10 protein-coding genes and 1 tRNA gene are annotated in these 17,192 nt (G+C 69.2%); 9 read left to right on the top strand and 2 right to left on the bottom strand.

Annotated features, from left to right (window positions below):
* Positions 1-44 precede the first annotated feature (44 nt).
* The 5 genes from AC1DGE_RS14955 (at position 45) to AC1DGE_RS14935 (ending at position 6,852) form a co-directional block, all read left to right on the top strand.
* A complete protein-coding gene (locus AC1DGE_RS14955) occupies positions 45-737 on the top strand; it encodes a TetR/AcrR family transcriptional regulator C-terminal domain-containing protein (protein ID WP_441419023.1) in 693 nt (230 codons plus the stop codon).
* A 23-nt stretch (positions 738-760) separates the two neighbouring features.
* Positions 761-991 carry a zinc-ribbon domain-containing protein gene (locus AC1DGE_RS14950; protein ID WP_441419022.1) on the top strand — a complete coding sequence of 77 codons (231 nt, stop codon included), beginning with the start codon at positions 761-763 and terminating at the stop codon, positions 989-991.
* Positions 992-1,065: 74 nt separating this feature from the next.
* The gene (locus tag AC1DGE_RS14945; protein ID WP_441419021.1) at positions 1,066-1,503 is read left to right on the top strand and encodes a helix-turn-helix transcriptional regulator; all 438 of its coding nucleotides are present in this window, start codon (positions 1,066-1,068) and stop codon (positions 1,501-1,503) included.
* Positions 1,504-1,513: 10 nt separating this feature from the next.
* On the top strand, positions 1,514-1,915 hold the full coding sequence (locus AC1DGE_RS14940; protein WP_441419020.1) for a VOC family protein: 402 nt from the start codon (positions 1,514-1,516) through the stop codon (positions 1,913-1,915).
* A gap of 401 nt (positions 1,916-2,316) precedes the next feature.
* Entirely contained in the window at positions 2,317-6,852 is a 4,536-nt protein-coding gene (locus AC1DGE_RS14935; protein WP_476917704.1) for an ExeM/NucH family extracellular endonuclease, read from the top strand.
* 245 nt (positions 6,853-7,097) lie between these two features.
* Here the strand turns inward: AC1DGE_RS14935 and AC1DGE_RS14930 are convergent, their stop codons facing one another.
* Positions 7,098-9,062 (bottom strand): FAD/NAD(P)-binding protein, encoded by a 1,965-nt coding sequence (locus AC1DGE_RS14930; RefSeq protein ID WP_476917703.1) that lies wholly within the window; start codon positions 9,060-9,062, stop codon positions 7,098-7,100.
* 74 nt (positions 9,063-9,136) lie between these two features.
* Between AC1DGE_RS14930 and AC1DGE_RS14925 the strand changes: the two genes are divergently transcribed.
* The 3 genes from AC1DGE_RS14925 (at position 9,137) to AC1DGE_RS14915 (ending at position 13,378) form a co-directional block, all read left to right on the top strand.
* Positions 9,137-11,377, top strand: coding sequence for a prolyl oligopeptidase family serine peptidase (locus AC1DGE_RS14925; protein WP_476917702.1), 2,241 nt, complete (start codon positions 9,137-9,139; stop codon positions 11,375-11,377).
* Positions 11,378-11,518: 141 nt separating this feature from the next.
* Positions 11,519-11,606, top strand: a tRNA-Ser gene (locus tag AC1DGE_RS14920).
* 119 nt (positions 11,607-11,725) lie between these two features.
* Positions 11,726-13,378 (top strand): phytoene desaturase family protein, encoded by a 1,653-nt coding sequence (locus AC1DGE_RS14915; RefSeq protein ID WP_476917701.1) that lies wholly within the window; start codon positions 11,726-11,728, stop codon positions 13,376-13,378.
* 77 nt (positions 13,379-13,455) lie between these two features.
* Here AC1DGE_RS14915 and AC1DGE_RS14910 read toward each other — a convergent pair whose 3' ends face one another.
* Positions 13,456-15,645, bottom strand: a complete 2,190-nt coding sequence (locus AC1DGE_RS14910) for a RecQ family ATP-dependent DNA helicase (protein WP_476917700.1) — start codon at positions 15,643-15,645, stop codon at positions 13,456-13,458.
* A 123-nt stretch (positions 15,646-15,768) separates the two neighbouring features.
* Between AC1DGE_RS14910 and AC1DGE_RS14905 the strand changes: the two genes are divergently transcribed.
* Positions 15,769-17,187, top strand: a complete 1,419-nt coding sequence (locus tag AC1DGE_RS14905; protein WP_441419014.1) for a phosphomannomutase/phosphoglucomutase — start codon at positions 15,769-15,771, stop codon at positions 17,185-17,187.
* Positions 17,188-17,192: the final 5 nt, after the last annotated feature.

Raw genomic sequence — 17,192 nt, 5'->3', positions numbered from 1 at the left:
CGGCCCCGTTGTGGGACTGGCCCCTCCCGACAGGATCGGATTCCATGTCCCCCGCAGAAAAGCCGGCGCCCGCCCCGGCTCCCAAGAGCCGCCTCAGCCGGGAGCTTGTGCTGTCCGCGGCCCTGACGCTGGTTGACTCCGAAGGACTGGACGCGCTCACCATGCGCCGGCTCGGGCAGGAACTCGGCCGGGACCCCATGAGCCTGTACCGCTACGCCGAAAACCGCGCCGCCCTGCTTGACGGCGTCTCCGAACTAGTCCTCAACGAACTCGAAATCGTCCCCGACGACCCGGACTGGCAGGCCCAGCTCCGGCGCATCGCGCACTGTCTGCGCGAGCTCGCGCTCCGGCACCCGAACGTTGTGCCGTTGCTCGTAACACGCCCCCTGTCCACGCCCTTGGGACTCCGGCCGCTGGGGACCCTGCGTCCGCTGGAACAGATTCTCGCGCTGCTGATCGACGCCGGATTCGCGCCGGCCGACGCCCTGCACGTCTATCGCGCCTACTACGGCTACCTGTACGGCCACATCCTCAATGAACTGCAGGAATTCATCGTGGATCCCGAGGAAAATGAGGCTCTTCTCCGCCTGGGCCTGCACCGGCTGCCGCCGAAGGAATTTCCCCGACTCCGGGCCCTGGCGCCGGTCCTCGCCGATTACGACGGAATGGCCGAGCTGGACGAAGGCATCACCATCCTGCTGACGGGCCTTGCAGCCCGCCTGTCGCCCACGGCCTAACCTCTTTCGAAAGGTGCCACGCAATGTTCCTCCTTTTCGGCCTTAAGACTGTCCTCAACGACCTGCCCGGACGGTTGGCCACCTGCCAGCACTGCGGCCAGTTCGTTCACCACCACCTGCAGCAACGCGCCACCAAGTTCACGCTGTTTTTCATCCCCATCTTCACCACCTCCAAGACCTACCGGATCACGTGCTCGAACTGCGGCCAGATTTCGGCAATCAAGTCGCGACAGGCAAAATCTCTGGCCTGGTGAAAGACCGGGGCCGAGCAGATAGCCGGCCGGGCGAAGCATCCCGCACGGGTCCTGACCAGCGCTAAGATGGCGGCATGACACCGCAGGAGCTGGCCAACCTGGGCCACCTGCGCCGGGCCCGGGACCTGATTGACCGCGACTACGCCCGGCCGCTCGACGTGCCCACCATGGCCGCCGGCGCCCTCATGTCCCCCGCGCACTTTTCCCGCCAGTTCAAGGCGGCCTACGGCGAGACGCCCTATAACTACCTCATGACCCGGCGGATCGAACGCGCCATGGCGCTGCTGCGAGCCGGTGCCAGCGTGACCGACGCCTGCATGGAAGTCGGCTGCACCTCGCTGGGCTCCTTCAGTTCCCGGTTCACAGAGATCGTCGGGATGGCCCCCAGCGCGTACCGCGACCGGGAACACCGTGCCGTGAAGGCCATGCCGTCCTGCGTCGCCCGGCAGCACACGCGGCCGTCGCGGAAGCCGAGCAGGATTGAAGAAGCGCCCCCGCTCCCGCCGTCGTAGCGTGTGAGTCATGAACATTTCACTGCAGTACGCACAAATCACCGTCAACGACGTCGACGAGTCGCTCGCCTTCTACCGCGACGTGCTGGGCCTGGAGGTACGCAACGACGTCGGCTCGGACGGCCACCGCTGGGTCACCCTCGGCAGCGCCGCACAGCCTGATCTGGAGATCGTGCTCTCTCCCCCGCACGCCGGCCGTTCCAAGGACGACGGCGACGCGCTCCAGCAACTGCTCACCAAGGGCGTCCTGCCCGTGATCGTGTTCCGCACGGACGATCTCGATGCCACCTTCGAGGCTGTCCGCGGCGCCGGCGCGGAAGTCCTCCAGGAACCCATCGTGCAACCGTGGGGACCGCGGGATTGCGCCTTCCGCGACCCGTCCGGCAACATGGTCCGCTTCAACCAGGCCTGAACCGGCGCTCCGGGCGGAGCCTTTCCGCCGCCCCTAACGCCTGAGCCAGGGCCAACTAAATCCTTTGGAAAAATTGCCACAAGAAATACCGGCCAGCCGCTTCCCAAGCGCCTACTGGCCGGTATTCTTTTGAGTGCCCGGGCCAGGGGGACGGCCGGGCAGTCAAAAAAGCTCTACCAACACCGTCGCTGGGGCACCTTGTTGGGGTTCCGTGCCGGCTGTGAGGCGTTCCGCTGGGGGCCGTCTCGCCGAATGCACACTCAATCCACCCTGTGTTCATTCACCCCTGTTTTGCTGTGCCGGGATCTGCTTGACCAGGAGCAGACCGGCCGGGCCGCGGGCCACCTACCCGGACATCGCACCCAGCCCTTACCCGGGCACCCTAATGAGAGTTAGAGCGGATGAAAATCACACCTTGGAAAACAGCGCTGGGCACAGCACTGTCCGCGGGGCTCATCGCAGCGCCGCTGACCGCTTTGCCCGCCGCCGCACTGGAGGTCTCACCGGCAGCCGCCGGAACTTCGCCAGTCATCGTCAACGAGGCCTACCTCAGCGGCGGCAGCGCCGGAGCGGCCTACAAGAACAAGTTCGTGGAGCTGTACAACACCTCGGACGCCCCGGTCGCGCTGGACGGTTGGTCCATCCAGTACCGCTCCGCCACGGGCACCACCGCCCCGAGCACCACGGTGCCCCTGTCCGGCACCGTCGCCGCCAAGGGGTACTACCTGCTCAAGGGTGGCAGCAACGGCACCGCCGGACTTGATCTGCCCGCCGCGGACGTCACCGCCACCGGCTTCAACCCGGCCGGCGCCGGCGGAACGATCGTCCTGGCCAAGCAGGCCACCGCCCTGACTACGCTGGCCACCGGCTCCGTCGTCGAACCCACGAACGTCGCCGATCTGCTCGGCTACGGCAGCTCCAACACCTTCGAAACCCAGGCGGCAACGGCGCCGTCGGGCAACACCGATGTCAAGAGCATGAACCGCAGCGGCGGTGCGGACAGCAACAACAACGCCGCTGACTTCACGCTTAACGGCGCCATCACGCCCAAGGCGGCCAACGGTGAAACCGCCCCGGTCGATCCGGGACCGGTCACTCCCCCGACGGCCAAGAGCATCGCGGAAATCCAGGGCACCGGCGCGGCCAGCCCGCTCGCCGGCACCCCCGTCACCACCCGCGGAAAGGTCACGGCGACCTTCCCGACAGGCGGCTTCGCAGGCTTCTACATCCAGACGCCCGGAACCGGCGGCGATCTGGCCCCGGCCAACCACACGGCGTCGGACGCCATCTTCGTCTACGCGCCGTCCGCCGTCGCCGGAGTGCAGATCGGCGATTACGTCGAGGTCACCGGCGACGTTGCCGAGTACTACGGCATGACCCAGCTCAACGTCGCCGGCGCCGCCGGAGTCACTAAGCTGACGGACGCCGCCCCCGAGGTCAAGGCCACCGGCTTCGCCCTTCCGGCCGACGAGGCGTTCCGCGAATCCCTCGAGGCCATGCTGCTGACGCCGCAGGGGCCGGTCACGGTTGCGGACAACTACTCGCTGAACCAGTACGGCGAAATCGGCCTGGCCGGCGGCACCACCCCGCTGGAGCAGCCCACCGCCGTCGCCCCCTACGGCTCCGCCGAATACACCGCCACCGTCGCGGCCAACGCCGCCCGCGGCATCAAGCTCGACGACGGCGCCAGCACCAACTTCCTCAAGGACGCCACCAACAAGGCACTGACGCTGCCGTACCTGACCACCGCGGATCACGTCCGGGTGGGCGCGCCGGTGACGTTCAAGACCAACGTGGTGCTCAGCTACGCCAACAGCGCCTGGAAGTTCCAGCCGCTGACCCAGCTGACCGCCGCCAACGCGGACACGGTCCAGCCGGCCGGCTTCGGCGCCACCCGCGCCGAGGCCCCGACGGCGGTGGGCGGCAACCTCAAGCTTGCCTCGTTCAACGTGCTCAACTACTTCCCCACCACCGGCGACCAGGTCGCCGGCTGCAAGTTCTACACGGACCGGGCGGGCAACCCCATCACCGTCAGCGGCGGCTGCAACGTCCGCGGCGCCGCGAACGCCGAAAACCTCAAGCGCCAGCAGGACAAGATTGTTGCCGCCATCTCCAAGTCCGGCGCCGACGTCGTCACCCTGATGGAGGTCGAGAACTCGGCCCAGTTCGGCAAGAACCGGGACGACGCCCTGGCCAAGCTGGTCGACGCCCTGAACGTCGCCACCCCCGGCATCTGGGACTACGTCCGCACCCCCGCCAACGCACCCCCACTGGCCGATGAGGACATGATCCGCACCGCCTTCATTTACAAGAAGGCCGCGGCGGAGCCGCTGGGCGAATCCATCATCCACAACGACACAGTTGCCTTCGCCAGTGCCCGCAAGCCGCTGGCCCAGGTCTTCAAGCCGGTCGGCGCGGCCGATGACAAGAAGTTCATCGCGATCGCCAACCACTTCAAGTCCAAGGGCTCGGCTGCAACGCCGGACGACACCGACAAGGGCCAGGGCGCCTCGAACCTCGCCCGCACCGCCCAGGCGCAGTCCCTGCTGGCCTTCTCCGACGAGCTGCAGAAGTCCAAGGGCACGAACAAGGTCTTCCTGATCGGCGACTTCAACTCCTACGCCAAGGAGGACCCGATCAACGTCCTCACGGCAGCCGGGTACGTCAACCAGGACGAAAAGGCCAAGAACGCCGACGGCAGCGCCAAGCACTCCTACCTCTTCGGCGGCCTGGTGGGCTCACTGGACCACATCCTCGCCTCGCCGGCGGCCAACGCCGTCGTCACCGGCGCGGACATCTGGAACATCAACTCGGTGGAGTCGGTGGCGCTGGAATACAGCCGCTACAACAACAACGTCACCGACTACTACGCTCCGAACCAGTTCCGCGCCAGCGACCACGATCCGGTCGTCGTCGGACTGGACCTGCCCACCACCCCGGCCAGCGTTGACCTGAACTTCCTGGGCATCAACGATTTCCATGGCCGCATCGATTCCAACACGGTGCTGTTCGCCGGAACGATCGAGAAGCTCCGGGCCGCCGCGGCCCCCGGCGCCACCGCGTTCCTCTCCGCCGGCGACAACATCGGCGCCTCGCTGTTTGCCTCGGCCGTCGCCAAGGACCAGCCGACCATCGATGTCCTTAACGCCCTGGACCTCCGCACCTCGGCCGTGGGCAACCACGAGTTCGACGGCGGCTGGGCCGACCTGCGCGACCGGGTCATCGCCGGCGGCGGCAACGCAAAGTTCCCGTACCTCGGCGCCAACGTCTACCAGAAGGGCACCACCGAGCCGGCGCTGCCCGAATACACCGTTCTGGACATGAACGGGATCAAGGTCGCCGTGATCGGCACAGTCACGCAGGAAGTGCCGTCCCTGGTCACCCCTGCCGGGATCGCGGACCTTGAGTTCGGTGATCCCGTCGATGCCATCAACCGGGTCGCCGCGAAGATCAAGGCGGGCAAGCTCGCCGACGTGATCATCGTGGAGAACCACGACGGCGCCGGTTCCGGCACTCCCGAGGGCGCCACCCTGGAGCAGGAGGTCGCCGCGGGCGGCCCCTTCGCCAAGATGGTCCAGGAAGTCACCCCGGATGTCGCCGCGATCTTCAACGGCCACACCCACAAGCAGTACGCCTGGGACGCACCCGTGCTGGATTCTGCCGGGCAGCCCACGGGCAAGACCCGTCCGATCGTCCAGACCGGCAACTACGGCGAGTTCATCGGACAGATCCAGCTCACCATCGACACCAAGACCATGTCCGTCACCGGCTACAAGGCGGCCAACGTCAAGCGCACCACGGACCCGGCGGCCGACCTGGTCGCCGCGTACCCGCGGGTGGCCGCGGTCAAGGCCATCGTGGACAAGGCCGTCGCCGACGCCGCCGTGATCGGCAACCAGCCGGTCGGCAAGGTCACCGCGGACATCACGACGGCGTTCGGCGGAACCCCCGCCGTGCGTGACGACCGCGCGAGCGAATCCACGCTGGGCAACCTCGTGGCGGACTCGCTCGTGGACGCGCTCAAGGCACCGGAGCTCGGCGCCGCAGAAATCGGCGTCGTCAACCCGGGCGGCCTGCGCAACGAGCTCTACTACGCCCCGGACGGCACCATCACCTACGCCGAGGCCAACGCGGTCTTGCCGTTCGTGAACAACCTTTGGACCACCACGCTCACGGGCGCGCAGTTCAAGACGTTGCTGGAGCAGCAGTGGCAGACCAACCCGGACGGCACGGTCCCCAGCCGCGCCTACCAGCAGCTGGGCCTGTCCAAGAACGTCAACTACACCTACGACGCAGCCCGCGCCGCGGGTGACCGGATCACCGCGATCCGGGTCAACGGTGCGCTGATCGATCCGGCGAAGTCCTACCGGATCGGCACGTTCAGCTTCCTGGCCACCGGCGGCGACAACTTCCGCATCTTCAAGTCCGGCACCGGCACCAAGGACTCAGGGCTGGTAGACCGCGACGCGTGGATCAAGTACCTGCAGACGCACACGCCCGTCTCGCCGGACTTCGCGCGCCGTTCCGTGGCCGTGGTGAACACCACCGCGGCCGAGGTCAAGAGCGGGGAGCCGATCACCCTGGCGGTCTCCAAGCTGGACCTCACCTCGCTCGGCAGCCCGGCCAACACCTCGCTGCGGGCCGAGTTCGCCGACGCCGCGGGCACCGTGACCGCGCTCGGGACGGTGCCGGTTTCCGCCGGCGCGGCCACCGTGAGCGTGCTGGTGCCGGCCGGCGCTGTTGCGGGCACGGGCACCCTGGTGCTCACCGCCGTCGAGTCCGGCACTGTGGTGAAGGCGGACGTGCTGGTCGCGGCCAGCGTGCCGGTCCCGCCGCAGTGCACCGCGCCGGTCAAACCGAAGCGGCCCGCGGACCTCGTGGGTCAGGCCAACTACGGCACGGCAATGGCCGCGTACCGGAAATGCCTGAAGGGCTAGTTCCGTAGCCCAGCCTCAGTGAGCATGCCCCTCCCCCGGCCGGAGCGGTGGACATATTGTGCAAGTGTCCACTGCCCGGCCCGGGGAGGGGACATGCTCATTTTTCGTTGGCCCTGAGGTCGCCCACTTCACAAACCCGGGCGGGGCTGCTGTGGCGGATGAGGCACTATCCCTCGGACTGGATCCGGACCCGGATGAACGCTCCGAAACCCGCGGCATCCACCCCGGCGCCGAGAACCAGGGCGCTACCGGCCGAGGATGTCCCGGGCAATCTCGTCAGCGTCGCGCAGCGTGCGCTGTCCGCTGCGGTAGACCGGCCCCTGCTGCTGCCGCGCCTCCGCGGCGATGGCGGTGCCCCATTGCGCGGCGGAGAGCTGCAGGCCCAGCACGTAGATCCCCTCCGTGACCGATCCGTTCGCACCGACGGGCCGGTAGGGATGCGGGAGCACCTCCAGCCCGGAACTCTGCACGGGCGTGCCTTCCACGCTCATCATGAGGCGCGGGCGCACCAGGCCGTCCGCGAGCAACTGCTCCAGCAGCGGCGACGCGTTGATCGCCACCCGGTTGGCAGGGGCCAGCGCCTCAATCAGCACCGCGGCCTGTACTGCCTCACCGCCGCCGCCGTCCCGCCCGGCCACCCATGGGGAGGCGGCCGTGAACGCCCTGGCCTTGCGGTCGACGCCGAACTTGGGGTCCGGTCCCACGAAGCTGACCACGCCGGCGCGGGCCAGGGCCGCAAGCTGCTCGGCACGGAGGGCCGGCGGGCCGCTCGCGAGCCCTTCCACGAAGGACTCAAACCAGCCGCGCAGGCCGGCGACCCAGGACTGTTCGGTGATGCCGCCGTCGGCCACGGCCGTCTTCAGCACTGCCCGGCCGTGATGCAGGGCGCCGATCGCCATCTTCACCGGATCGTCCTCACCGAGCGCGGAGCGCCTCGCGTCGTCGAGCAGATAGTCGACGACGGCGGCATCCAGTTCCGCCCGGGACGCGAAGCTGCGGCCCGCCAGCGGCGCGGCAAGTCCCAGCAGGTCCAGCCGGTAGGCAGGGCGGACGTGGGCGTCGATCACCGCGCCGGCGGCCTCTTCCCACTTCACGGTGGAGTGGGCGTGCGGCTGCAGCGCCTCCTCCAGTCCGGCCAGGAAGCCGGCCGGGTCCGCGCCCACGGCGTCCGGGTGCGTGCGCGCCAGGGTGGAGTAGTAGGCCCACACGACATCCCGGTGCAGCAGCGGCCACAGGTCGTGGTCGAAAGCGGGCAGGATACCGGCGGCGGCAAACTTGGCGAGCGCATCCTCGGTGCAGTACCTCAGCGACACCGCTGCCGGGTAGTAGCCGGCCAGGGTCGCCTTCGCCCGGTACGGGGTTCCGCGGCGCGAGGCGGCGATGATGGACGGTTCCCGGCCGGACGGCAGGTACGTCAGCCCCGCCCCGTCCGGTGCGGGCAGGAATTTGCCGCCGCGACCCTCGGTCAGCTGGCCCATCACGTCGAAGAAGTTCAGGCCCATGCCCCGCACCAGCACCGGCTGGACGGCGGGAATTCCGGACCAATCAACGTCGGCCGGGGCGGCCGGCGGCAGGTACTTCAGCCCGAGTTCGTCCGCCGCCGCCTGGAGCTCACGCTGCTCCGGGTTGAGACGGGAGTCCAGGTGGCCGAGCGCCAGCACCACGGACCCGACGGTGAGCTCGGTCCCGTCGGCGAGTGCGACGTCGAACCCCGCGTTCCCGGGGCCCGCGGCCGGCCGGACCGACGTCGCGGTGGTCTGATGGAAATCCACGGTGACCCCGGCGGGCAGCTTCTCCAGCAGCTCCTCGAGCGTGGACCTCAGGTAGCGGCCGTACAGCGCACGGCTGGGGAAGCCGGCGGAACCCAGGCCGGACAACTCGGTGCGTTCATCGGCCGACAATGCCGGGTCCGGATCCTTCCGCTGCAGCTCCCGCCACTGGTCAAAGGTGCGCCCGGCCAGCGGCACCGCAAGCTCCGGATCCTCCGGGACCACCGTGGGATAGAAGGACTGGGTGTTCATCAGGTAGAGACGGGACTGTCCGGGCTGCCAGACGTGGCCGGGGCCCGCGGGATAAGGGTCGATCACGTCGATGTGCAGGCAGGCTTCAGGGGTGGTCGGGGCCCAGTTGGCGAGCAACCGCTCCAGCGCGCTGGTACCCCGGGGACCGGCGCCAATCAGTGCCGTCCGGATGCTCTGCGATTTACCCACGGCATCCAGCGTATCCGCATCCGCGCTGCCGCCTTGACTTGCCTGCCCGGCACCGGTGTTGCTTGGATGGGCCCATGACCACCACTTCAGCTGAGTACCCCACCGCGCCCGGCGAGCCCTCCGGCGCGCTTTCCGGGACCGCCCCCGAACCCGTCGATGAGAACATCTGGCTGGAGGAAATCTACGGCGAGGAACAACTGGCCTGGGTCCGGGAACAAAATGCCCGCACCGAGGAACTGCTGGAGGATGCCGAGTACGGCGAACTCGAAGACCGGATCCTGGAGGTGCTGGACTCCACCGACCGGATCGCCATGGTGGGCAAGCACGGCCAGTGGTACTACAACTTCTGGAAGGACCGCGAGAATCCCAAGGGCCTGTGGCGGCGCACGGACTGGGAGAGCTACCGGGCGGGTTCCCCTGCGTGGGAAACCCTGCTCGATGTCGACGCCCTGGCCGCAGCCGAAGGCGAGGAATGGGTCTTCCACGGCGCCAGCTTCCTCCGCCCCGCGGCCGGGCAGCCGCACCGGCTGGCCCTGCTGGCGCTCTCCCCCGACGGCGGCGACGCGAACCGCTACCGGGAGTTCGACGTCGAGACCCGCAGCTTTGTCGACCCGGCCGAGGGCGGCTTTGACCTCCCGACCGCGAAGGGCAACGTTTCGTGGCTGGACGCGGACACCCTGCTGGTCGCCAGCACGGCCGCGGGACTGCCGACCACCACCTCTTCCTACGCCCGGACCGGAGTGGTCCTGCGCCGCGGCGAGTCCCTGGCCTCGGCCGAGCGGCTGTTCGAAATTCCGGAAGATCACATGATGGCGCTCCTGGCGCACGACTCCACCCCCGGCTTCGAGCGGACTTTCGCGGTGGACTGGATCAGCTTCTTCGAAAAGCGCACCTCGGTATTGCGCGACGGCGTCTGGGTCGAGCTGGACGTGCCCGAGGACGTGAACCTTAGCTCGCACCGGGAATGGCTGCTTTTCCGTCCGCAGGGCGAGTGGACCCTGGACGGAACGAGCTACCCGGCCGGGTCCCTGCTGGCGGCGCGCTTCGATGACTTCCTGGCCGGCAGCCGGGAACTGTCCGTGCTGTTCACCCCGGATGCGCAAACCTCCCTGCAGTCCTGGAGCTGGACCCGGGACTTCCTGCTGTTGAACCTGCTCCGCGACGTCTCCTCCGAGATCCGGGTGCTCGATCCGCAACGGCCCGGGGCGGACGTCGCCTGGGCCTCCAGCGTGCTTGATGCCTGCCCGCCGCTGCATGACGTCAACGCCTACGCCGTGGACGATGAAGACGGCAGCGACGACGACGGCGACGGGAGTGGCGGGGCCGGGAACGACTTTTGGCTGGTCGCCACCGGGTTTACGACGCCGAGCACGCTGACCCGCGGCACGCTCACGCGCGCCGGCGCGGACGGCGTCGTCAGCACGCACGAGGTGGTCCGGACCGCGCCGTCGTTCTTCGACGAGGACGCCTACGAGGTCCAGCAGCACTTCGCCGTGTCCACGGACGGCACGCGTGTGCCCTACTTCCAGATCGCCGCGAAGGACCTGGTGCTGGACGGGCAGAACCCTACGCAGCTCTCCGGCTACGGCGGATTCGAGATTTCCCGCACCCCTGCCTACAGCGGCGCCGTCGGTCGGGCCTGGCTGGAGCGGCGCACGGAGGAATCAGCGGGCGCCGTGGGCGACGTGCCGCACAGCCGGGGCGGCGTTTACGTGGTGGCGAACATCCGCGGCGGCGGCGAGTACGGGCCGTCGTGGCACCGCGCCGCGCTGCAGGACAAGCGGCACCGCGCCTACGAGGACTTCGCCGCCGTGGCGCAGGACCTGATCGCGCGTGGCGTGACGTCCCGCCAGCGGCTGGGCTGCGTGGGCGGCTCCAATGGCGGCCTGCTGGTGGGGAACATGCTCACCCAGTACCCGGACCTGTTCGGCGCCGTCTCCTGCGGGGTGCCGCTGCTGGACATGCGCCGGTACAGCAAGCTCTCCGCGGGGTACTCCTGGATTGCCGAATACGGCGACCCCGATGTGCCCGAGCAGTGGGAGTTCATCCGGACCTTCTCGCCCTACCACCTGCTCCGCGACGGGGTGGAGTACCCGGAGACCTTCATCTGGACCGCCACCTCGGATGACCGTGTGGGTCCCGTGCAGGCCCGCAAGATGGCCGCCCGGATGCAGGCCATGGGCATCCCCAATGTCTGGTTCCACGAAGCGCTCGAGGGCGGCCACGCCGGCGCCTCGGACAACCGCCAGGCCGCAGCCCTGCAGAGCCGCAGCCAGCATTTCCTCTGGCGCGCCCTGGCGGGCCGGGCGGCCTAGGTGTAATTCCCACGGACGGGCAACGCGGGGTCACTTACGACCCATCCCGGGCGCTTGGACCGGCCGTAAGTGACCCCGCGTCGACCGTTTTGCACTGCATGGCCCCTTCTGCGTATCCTTGGTTGGCTAGTAATAGCAATTGGAGACGTGCCAGAGCGGCCGAATGGGCTTCACTGCTAATGAAGTGTGGGGCACAACTCCACCGGGGGTTCAAATCCCCCCGTCTCCGCGTTTGGCCCCGGTCCTGGACCGGGGCCTTTTGCGTTCCCGGGGCCCTTGGTCCCGCTCTGCGCCTCCACCCGGGCGAGCTTCGTCCGTGACGGGCCGGCCGGATGGCAGGATGGGCGCATGTCGACCAACCACGCGTTTGACGCGATCATCGTAGGCGGCGGCCACAACGGCCTGGCCGCGGCGGCGTACCTGGCCAAGGCCGGCCGGAAGGTCCTGCTGCTCGAAAGGCTCGACCAGCCCGGCGGCGCCGCGGTGTCCGCGCAGGCGTTCGACGGCGTCGGGGCACGGCTCTCGCGTTATTCCTACCTCGTGAGCCTGCTGCCGCAGCAGATCATCGACGACCTTGGTCTGAGGATCACGCTGGCGCGGCGGCGGTACTCCTCGTACACCCCGGACCCGGCCAATCCCGGACGGGCGCTCCTGATCGACAATGAGGACGCCGAGTCCACGGCCGCCTCGTTCGGTGCGATCGGGGCGTCCGACGACGAGTTCCGCGCCTTCAACGAGTTTTACGCCAGCTGCGGGAGGCTCACCCGGGCGCTCTGGCCCACCATGACGGCCCCGCTGCCCACCCGGTCGGCGGCGAAGTCACTCGCCCGCCTGGCCGGCGCCGCGGAGGCGTGGGAGGCCATGGTTGAGCAGCCGGTCGGGCACGCCATCGCCGAGGCACTCCGGCACGACCTGGTCCGCGGCGTGGTCCTGACCGACGCCCTGATCGGCACCTTTGCCCGCGCCGACGACGCCGACCTCCAGCAGAACATCTGTTTCCTGTACCACCTGATCGGCGGCGGGACCGGTGACTGGGACGTGCCCGTGGGCGGGATGGGCGCGGTGTCCGGGGAGCTGGAACGTGCGGCCAGGGTCGCGGGCGCGACCATCCTCACCTCTGCGGAGGCCACCTCCGTCCGCCCGGGCGGCGTCGTCAGCTACCTGCACGACGGCGCCCACCACACCGTCTCCGCCCCGTGGGTCCTGTCCAATGTGGCCCCCGTGGTCCTGGACCGCTTGCGCAACGCTGCGTCGGGCGGTCCGATTGCGGCCGCGCAGGGCGGGACTGCACCCGCCAAGCACGCCACGCAGAACCCGAACCATCTCCGCGAGGGCGCCCAGGTCAAGGTGAACCTGCTGCTCAAGCGGCTGCCCCGGCTGCTGGACGACGCCGTCAGTCCGGAAGCGGCTTTCGGCGGCACGTTCCACATCAACGAGACGTGGTCCCAGCTGGATGCGGCGTACGTCTCCGCCGCGGGAGGGGCTGTTCCGGATCCCCTGCCGTGCGAGATCTACTGCCATTCGTTGACCGATCCAAGCATCCTGTCCGCGGAGCTGCAGGCGGCCGGCGCGCATACCCTCACAGTGTTCGGCCTTCATGTCCCGGACCGGCTGGTCACCGCGCAGAACAACGACGCCCGGCGGGCGGAGTTGCAGGCCGCGGTGCTGCGTTCGCTCAACAGTGTCCTCGCCGAGCCGGTCGAGGAGCTGCTGCTGACAGGTCCGGACGGCCGCCCGTGCATCGAAACCAAGACCACCCTGGATATCGAACGCGCCGTCGGCATGCCGCGCGGCAACATCTTCCACGGCGGCCTCGACTGGCCTTTCGTGGACGACGACGCACCCCTGGACACCCCGGCGCAGCGCTGGGGCGTCGCTACGGACGATCCGCAACTCCTGCTTTGCGGTTCCGGGGCCCGCCGCGGCGGGGCCGTCAGCGCCATCGGCGGCCACAACGCCGCCATGGCCGTGCTGGAGTCCGGGCGGCCGCGCAGCAGCTGAGCGCGCGCAACGAAGCGCGCGCAGCTAAGCACGCGGCTAAAAGCGCTGCTAAAAGCCCTGCCCGGGATGGCCTCGGCTCAGCCCGCCTGGCCGAGCACGAGCGGCAGCACTGCCCCGGCGCCTGCGAGCCGCAGGGCACGTCCGGCCACGGTGACGGTCCAGCGGCTGTCCACCAGATCGTCCACCAGCATGACGCTCTGGCCCTGGATGCCGTCCAGCGCCGCGGCCAGCTCGGGCCCCACCACGACCCGGTCCCAGACCCCGGCGAGACGGTAGGCGCTGTTTCCGCCGCGGCCGCCCGTGGGGCCGCCGTGGGCAAGCTGCAGCTGGCCCAGGTACGGGATGCGGCCGATCTCGGAGATACCGCGCGCCAGCGACTCCACCAATTCGGGCTTGCCCCGGGACGGGACGCTGACGATCGCGGCCGGACGGCCAGCGCCGCTCCAGCCGGGGTTGCGCGCGTCGCCGCTGCCCCATTCGCGGAGGACCTGCACGCAGGCCCGCAGCATGCCGGGGTCCACGGCCCGGTCGGGGGCACCCGCGGCGAAGGTCTCGCGCAGCGCGCCGCCCCAGCCCAGATCTGTCAGCCGCGCCAGCACCCGTCCATTGGCCAGGCTTTCCTCCGGCTTGATCTTGCCCTTTACGTTCACGCCGAGGCGGTCCATACCGCTGGGCCACTGCAGCCGCGGTTCCAGCACCATGCCGGCCCGGTTCAGTGTCGCGCCCGCCGTTTCGGTGGCGTCGGCGGCAATGTCGGCGGGGAACCACCGGCCGGCGCAGTTGTCGCAGCGGCCGCAGGCGGTGGCGGTCTCGTCGTCGAGCACCGAGGTGATGTACTCCATCCGGCAGCCGGCGGTGTCCTGGTAGATCACCATGGAGTCCTGCTCGTCAACGCGTGCCTCCGCAATCCGGCGGTACCGCTCGGCGTCGTAGGTCCACGGCTGGCCGGTGGAACGCCACCCGCCGCCCACGCGCTCGACGGCCCCGTCCACGGCCAGCACCTTCAGCAAAAGCTCCAGCGGCGTCCGGCGCAGGTCCACCCGGGCCTCAAGCGCCACGGTGGACACCGCGGTGCCGGCCTCGGCCAGCGCGGTCAGGACCGCAGAGGCCTTTTCTTCCGAGGGCATCGACGCGGTGGCGAAATACTGCCAGATGTCCCGGTCCTCGGAGCCGGGCAGGAGCAGCACGTCGGCGTTTGCCGCGCCGCGGCCGGCACGGCCGACCTGCTGGTAGTAGGCCACCGGGGACGACGGCGCCCCGAGGTGCACCACGAAGCCAAGGTCCGGCTTATCGAAGCCCATGCCGAGGGCGGAGGTGGCCACCAGCGCCTTCACCTGGTTGTCCTTGAGCAGCTGCTCGGCGCGTTCCCGGTCCGCGGGGTCGGTCCGGCCGGTGTAGGCGAGCACTTCGTGGCCGGCCTCGGCCAGGAGCCGGGCGGTGTCCTCCGCCGCCGACACGGTGAGGGTGTAGATGATGCCGCTGCCGGGAAGGTCCTTCAGGTGGGTAAGCAGCCAGCCCAGCCGCTCCCGGGAGTCGGGCAGCCGCAGCACGCCCAGCCGCAGGGACTCACGGCCCAGGGCGCCGCGGATGGTCAGCACGCCCTCACCGAGCTGTTCCTCGATGTCGTGCACCACCCGCGAGTTGGCGGTGGCGGTGGTGGCCAGGACCGGGACGCTGTCCGGCAACTGGGTGATCAGGTCGGCGATCCGCCGGTAGTCCGGCCGGAAGTCGTGGCCCCAGTCCGAGATGCAGTGCGCCTCATCGATCACCAGCAGCCCGGTCCGGCGGACCAGCTCAGGCAGCTGGTTCTCCCGGAACGACGGGTTGGTGAGCCGCTCCGGGGACACGAGGAGCACGTCCACCTCGTCGGCCGCGAGCTGTTCGCGGACGGTGTCCCAGTCGAGCTGGTTTGCCGAGTTGATGGCCACGGCCCGGACCCCGGCCCGCGCGGCGGCGGCGACCTGGTCCCGCATCAACGCCAGCAGCGGGGACACGATCAGCGTCGGGCCCGCTCCGCGGCGGCGCAGCAGCAAGGACGCGACGAAGTACACGGCCGACTTGCCCCAGCCGGTGCGCTGCACGACAAGGGCGCGCCGGCCGCCGTCCACGAGGGCCTCGATAGCCTCGAACTGGCCGTCGTGGAACTCAGCATCCGGGTGCCCCACAAGTTCGCGCAGCACCGTCTGGGCCTGCTCACGCGTCCCAGTACCCCCGGCGGAGGGTGACTCGGGGGCGGAAAGGACTGCAGCGTTCTGGTTATTGGCCATTGCTTCAGTATCCCAGTCCCCTCCGACAGCCACGAAGCGGGCGGAGTCGTATGTGGACAATCCGTATCCACATACGCGGCCGGCGCGGACGGTCCGCGGCAGCTTCCACGTAAGATGGGAGCCGTGACTAGCGACCAGACGAAGACTTTTGACCTCTCGGCTTCCTTCAAGGCCTACGACGTGCGCGGAATTGTGGGCGAATCCATCACCGCGGAAATCGTCGAAGCCGTCGGGGCTGCCTTCGTGGACGTCCTGGACCTGGCCGGGCAGACAGTACTGGTCGGCGGCGACATGCGCCCCTCCTCCCCCGAGTTCAGCCGGGCCTTCGCCAACGGCGCGGCAACCCGCGGCGCCAACGTCCAGCTGCTCGACCTGATCTCCACGGACGAGCTGTACTACGCTTGCGGCGCCCTGAACGCTGCCGGCGCCACGTTCACCGCAAGCCACAACCCGGCCGAGTACAACGGCATCAAGATGGCCAAGGCCGGCGCCGTGCCGATCTCCTCCGAAACCGGTTTGAAGGAGATCCAGGCCCTGGCCGAGGAATACCTCAACGCCGGCACCATCCCCGCGAACGGCCCCCGCGGCCTGATCAGCGTGCGGGACGTCCTCAAGGACTACTCCGAGTACCTGCGCAGCCTCGTTGACCTCAGCGGATCCCGACCGCTCAAGGTCGTGGTGGACGCCGGCAACGGCATGGCCGGCATGACGACCCCCGCCGTGCTGGGTGACACGCTGCTGCCCAAGCTGCCGCTCGAGATCATCCCGCTCTACTTCGAGCTCGACGGATCTTTCCCGAACCACCCGGCCAACCCGCTGGAGCCGGAAAACCTGCGCGACCTGCAGGCCGCCGTCGTCGAGCACGGCGCGGACATCGGCCTGGCGTTCGACGGCGACGCCGACCGCTGCTTCGTGATCGACGAAAAGGGCGAGCCGGTCTCGCCGTCGGCCGTCACCGGCATGGTGGCGCGCCGCGAGATCGCCCGCGCCAAGGCCAACGGCGAGGAAACGCCGACGATTATCCACAACCTGCTGACCTCGCGGGCGGTGCCCGAACTGGTGGTCAACGACGGCGGCCGCGCGTTCCGCACCCGGGTGGGACACTCCTTCATCAAGGCCGTGATGGCGGCCGAAGGTGCGATCTTCGGGGGCGAGCACTCCGCCCACTTCTACTTCCGCGATTTCTGGAATGCGGACACCGGCATGCTGGCCGCCATGCACGTCCTGGCTGCCCTCGGCGAGCAGGACGGCCCGCTGTCGGAGCTCGGCCGCGAATACGAGCCCTACAAGTCCTCCGGCGAGATCAACTCGGAAATCGAGGACAAGGCCGCCGCCGTGGAGCGTGTCCGCGTGGACTTCTACGACGAAGACGTTGAGGTGGACTACCTCGACGGCAGCACTTTCATCGCCGCCGACGGAAGCTACTGGTTCAACCTGCGCCCGTCCAATACCGAGCCGTTCCTCCGCCTGAACGTCGAGGCCACGGACCAGGAAACCATGGAACGCGTCCGCGACCGGGTCCTGGCCCTGGTCCGGGGCTGATCGCC

The organism is Arthrobacter sp. 05N425 (assembly GCF_056397125.1).
This window is presented reverse-complemented; position numbering and strand designations above follow the sequence as displayed.

What these genes read in the sequence shown, in the direction of transcription:
- AC1DGE_RS14915 (WP_476917701.1), top strand. Translation starts at nt 11,726, where the DNA reads ATGTCGACCAACCACGCGTTTGACGCGATCATCGTAGGCGGCGGCCAC.
- AC1DGE_RS14925 (WP_476917702.1), top strand. Translation starts at nt 9,137, where the DNA reads ATGACCACCACTTCAGCTGAGTACCCCACCGCGCCCGGCGAGCCCTCC.
- AC1DGE_RS14910 (WP_476917700.1), bottom strand. Translation starts at nt 15,645, where the DNA reads ATGGCCAATAACCAGAACGCTGCAGTCCTTTCCGCCCCCGAGTCACCC.
- AC1DGE_RS14950 (WP_441419022.1), top strand. Translation starts at nt 761, where the DNA reads ATGTTCCTCCTTTTCGGCCTTAAGACTGTCCTCAACGACCTGCCCGGA.
- AC1DGE_RS14935 (WP_476917704.1), top strand. Translation starts at nt 2,317, where the DNA reads ATGAAAATCACACCTTGGAAAACAGCGCTGGGCACAGCACTGTCCGCG.
- AC1DGE_RS14955 (WP_441419023.1), top strand. Translation starts at nt 45, where the DNA reads ATGTCCCCCGCAGAAAAGCCGGCGCCCGCCCCGGCTCCCAAGAGCCGC.
- AC1DGE_RS14940 (WP_441419020.1), top strand. Translation starts at nt 1,514, where the DNA reads ATGAACATTTCACTGCAGTACGCACAAATCACCGTCAACGACGTCGAC.
- AC1DGE_RS14945 (WP_441419021.1), top strand. Translation starts at nt 1,066, where the DNA reads ATGACACCGCAGGAGCTGGCCAACCTGGGCCACCTGCGCCGGGCCCGG.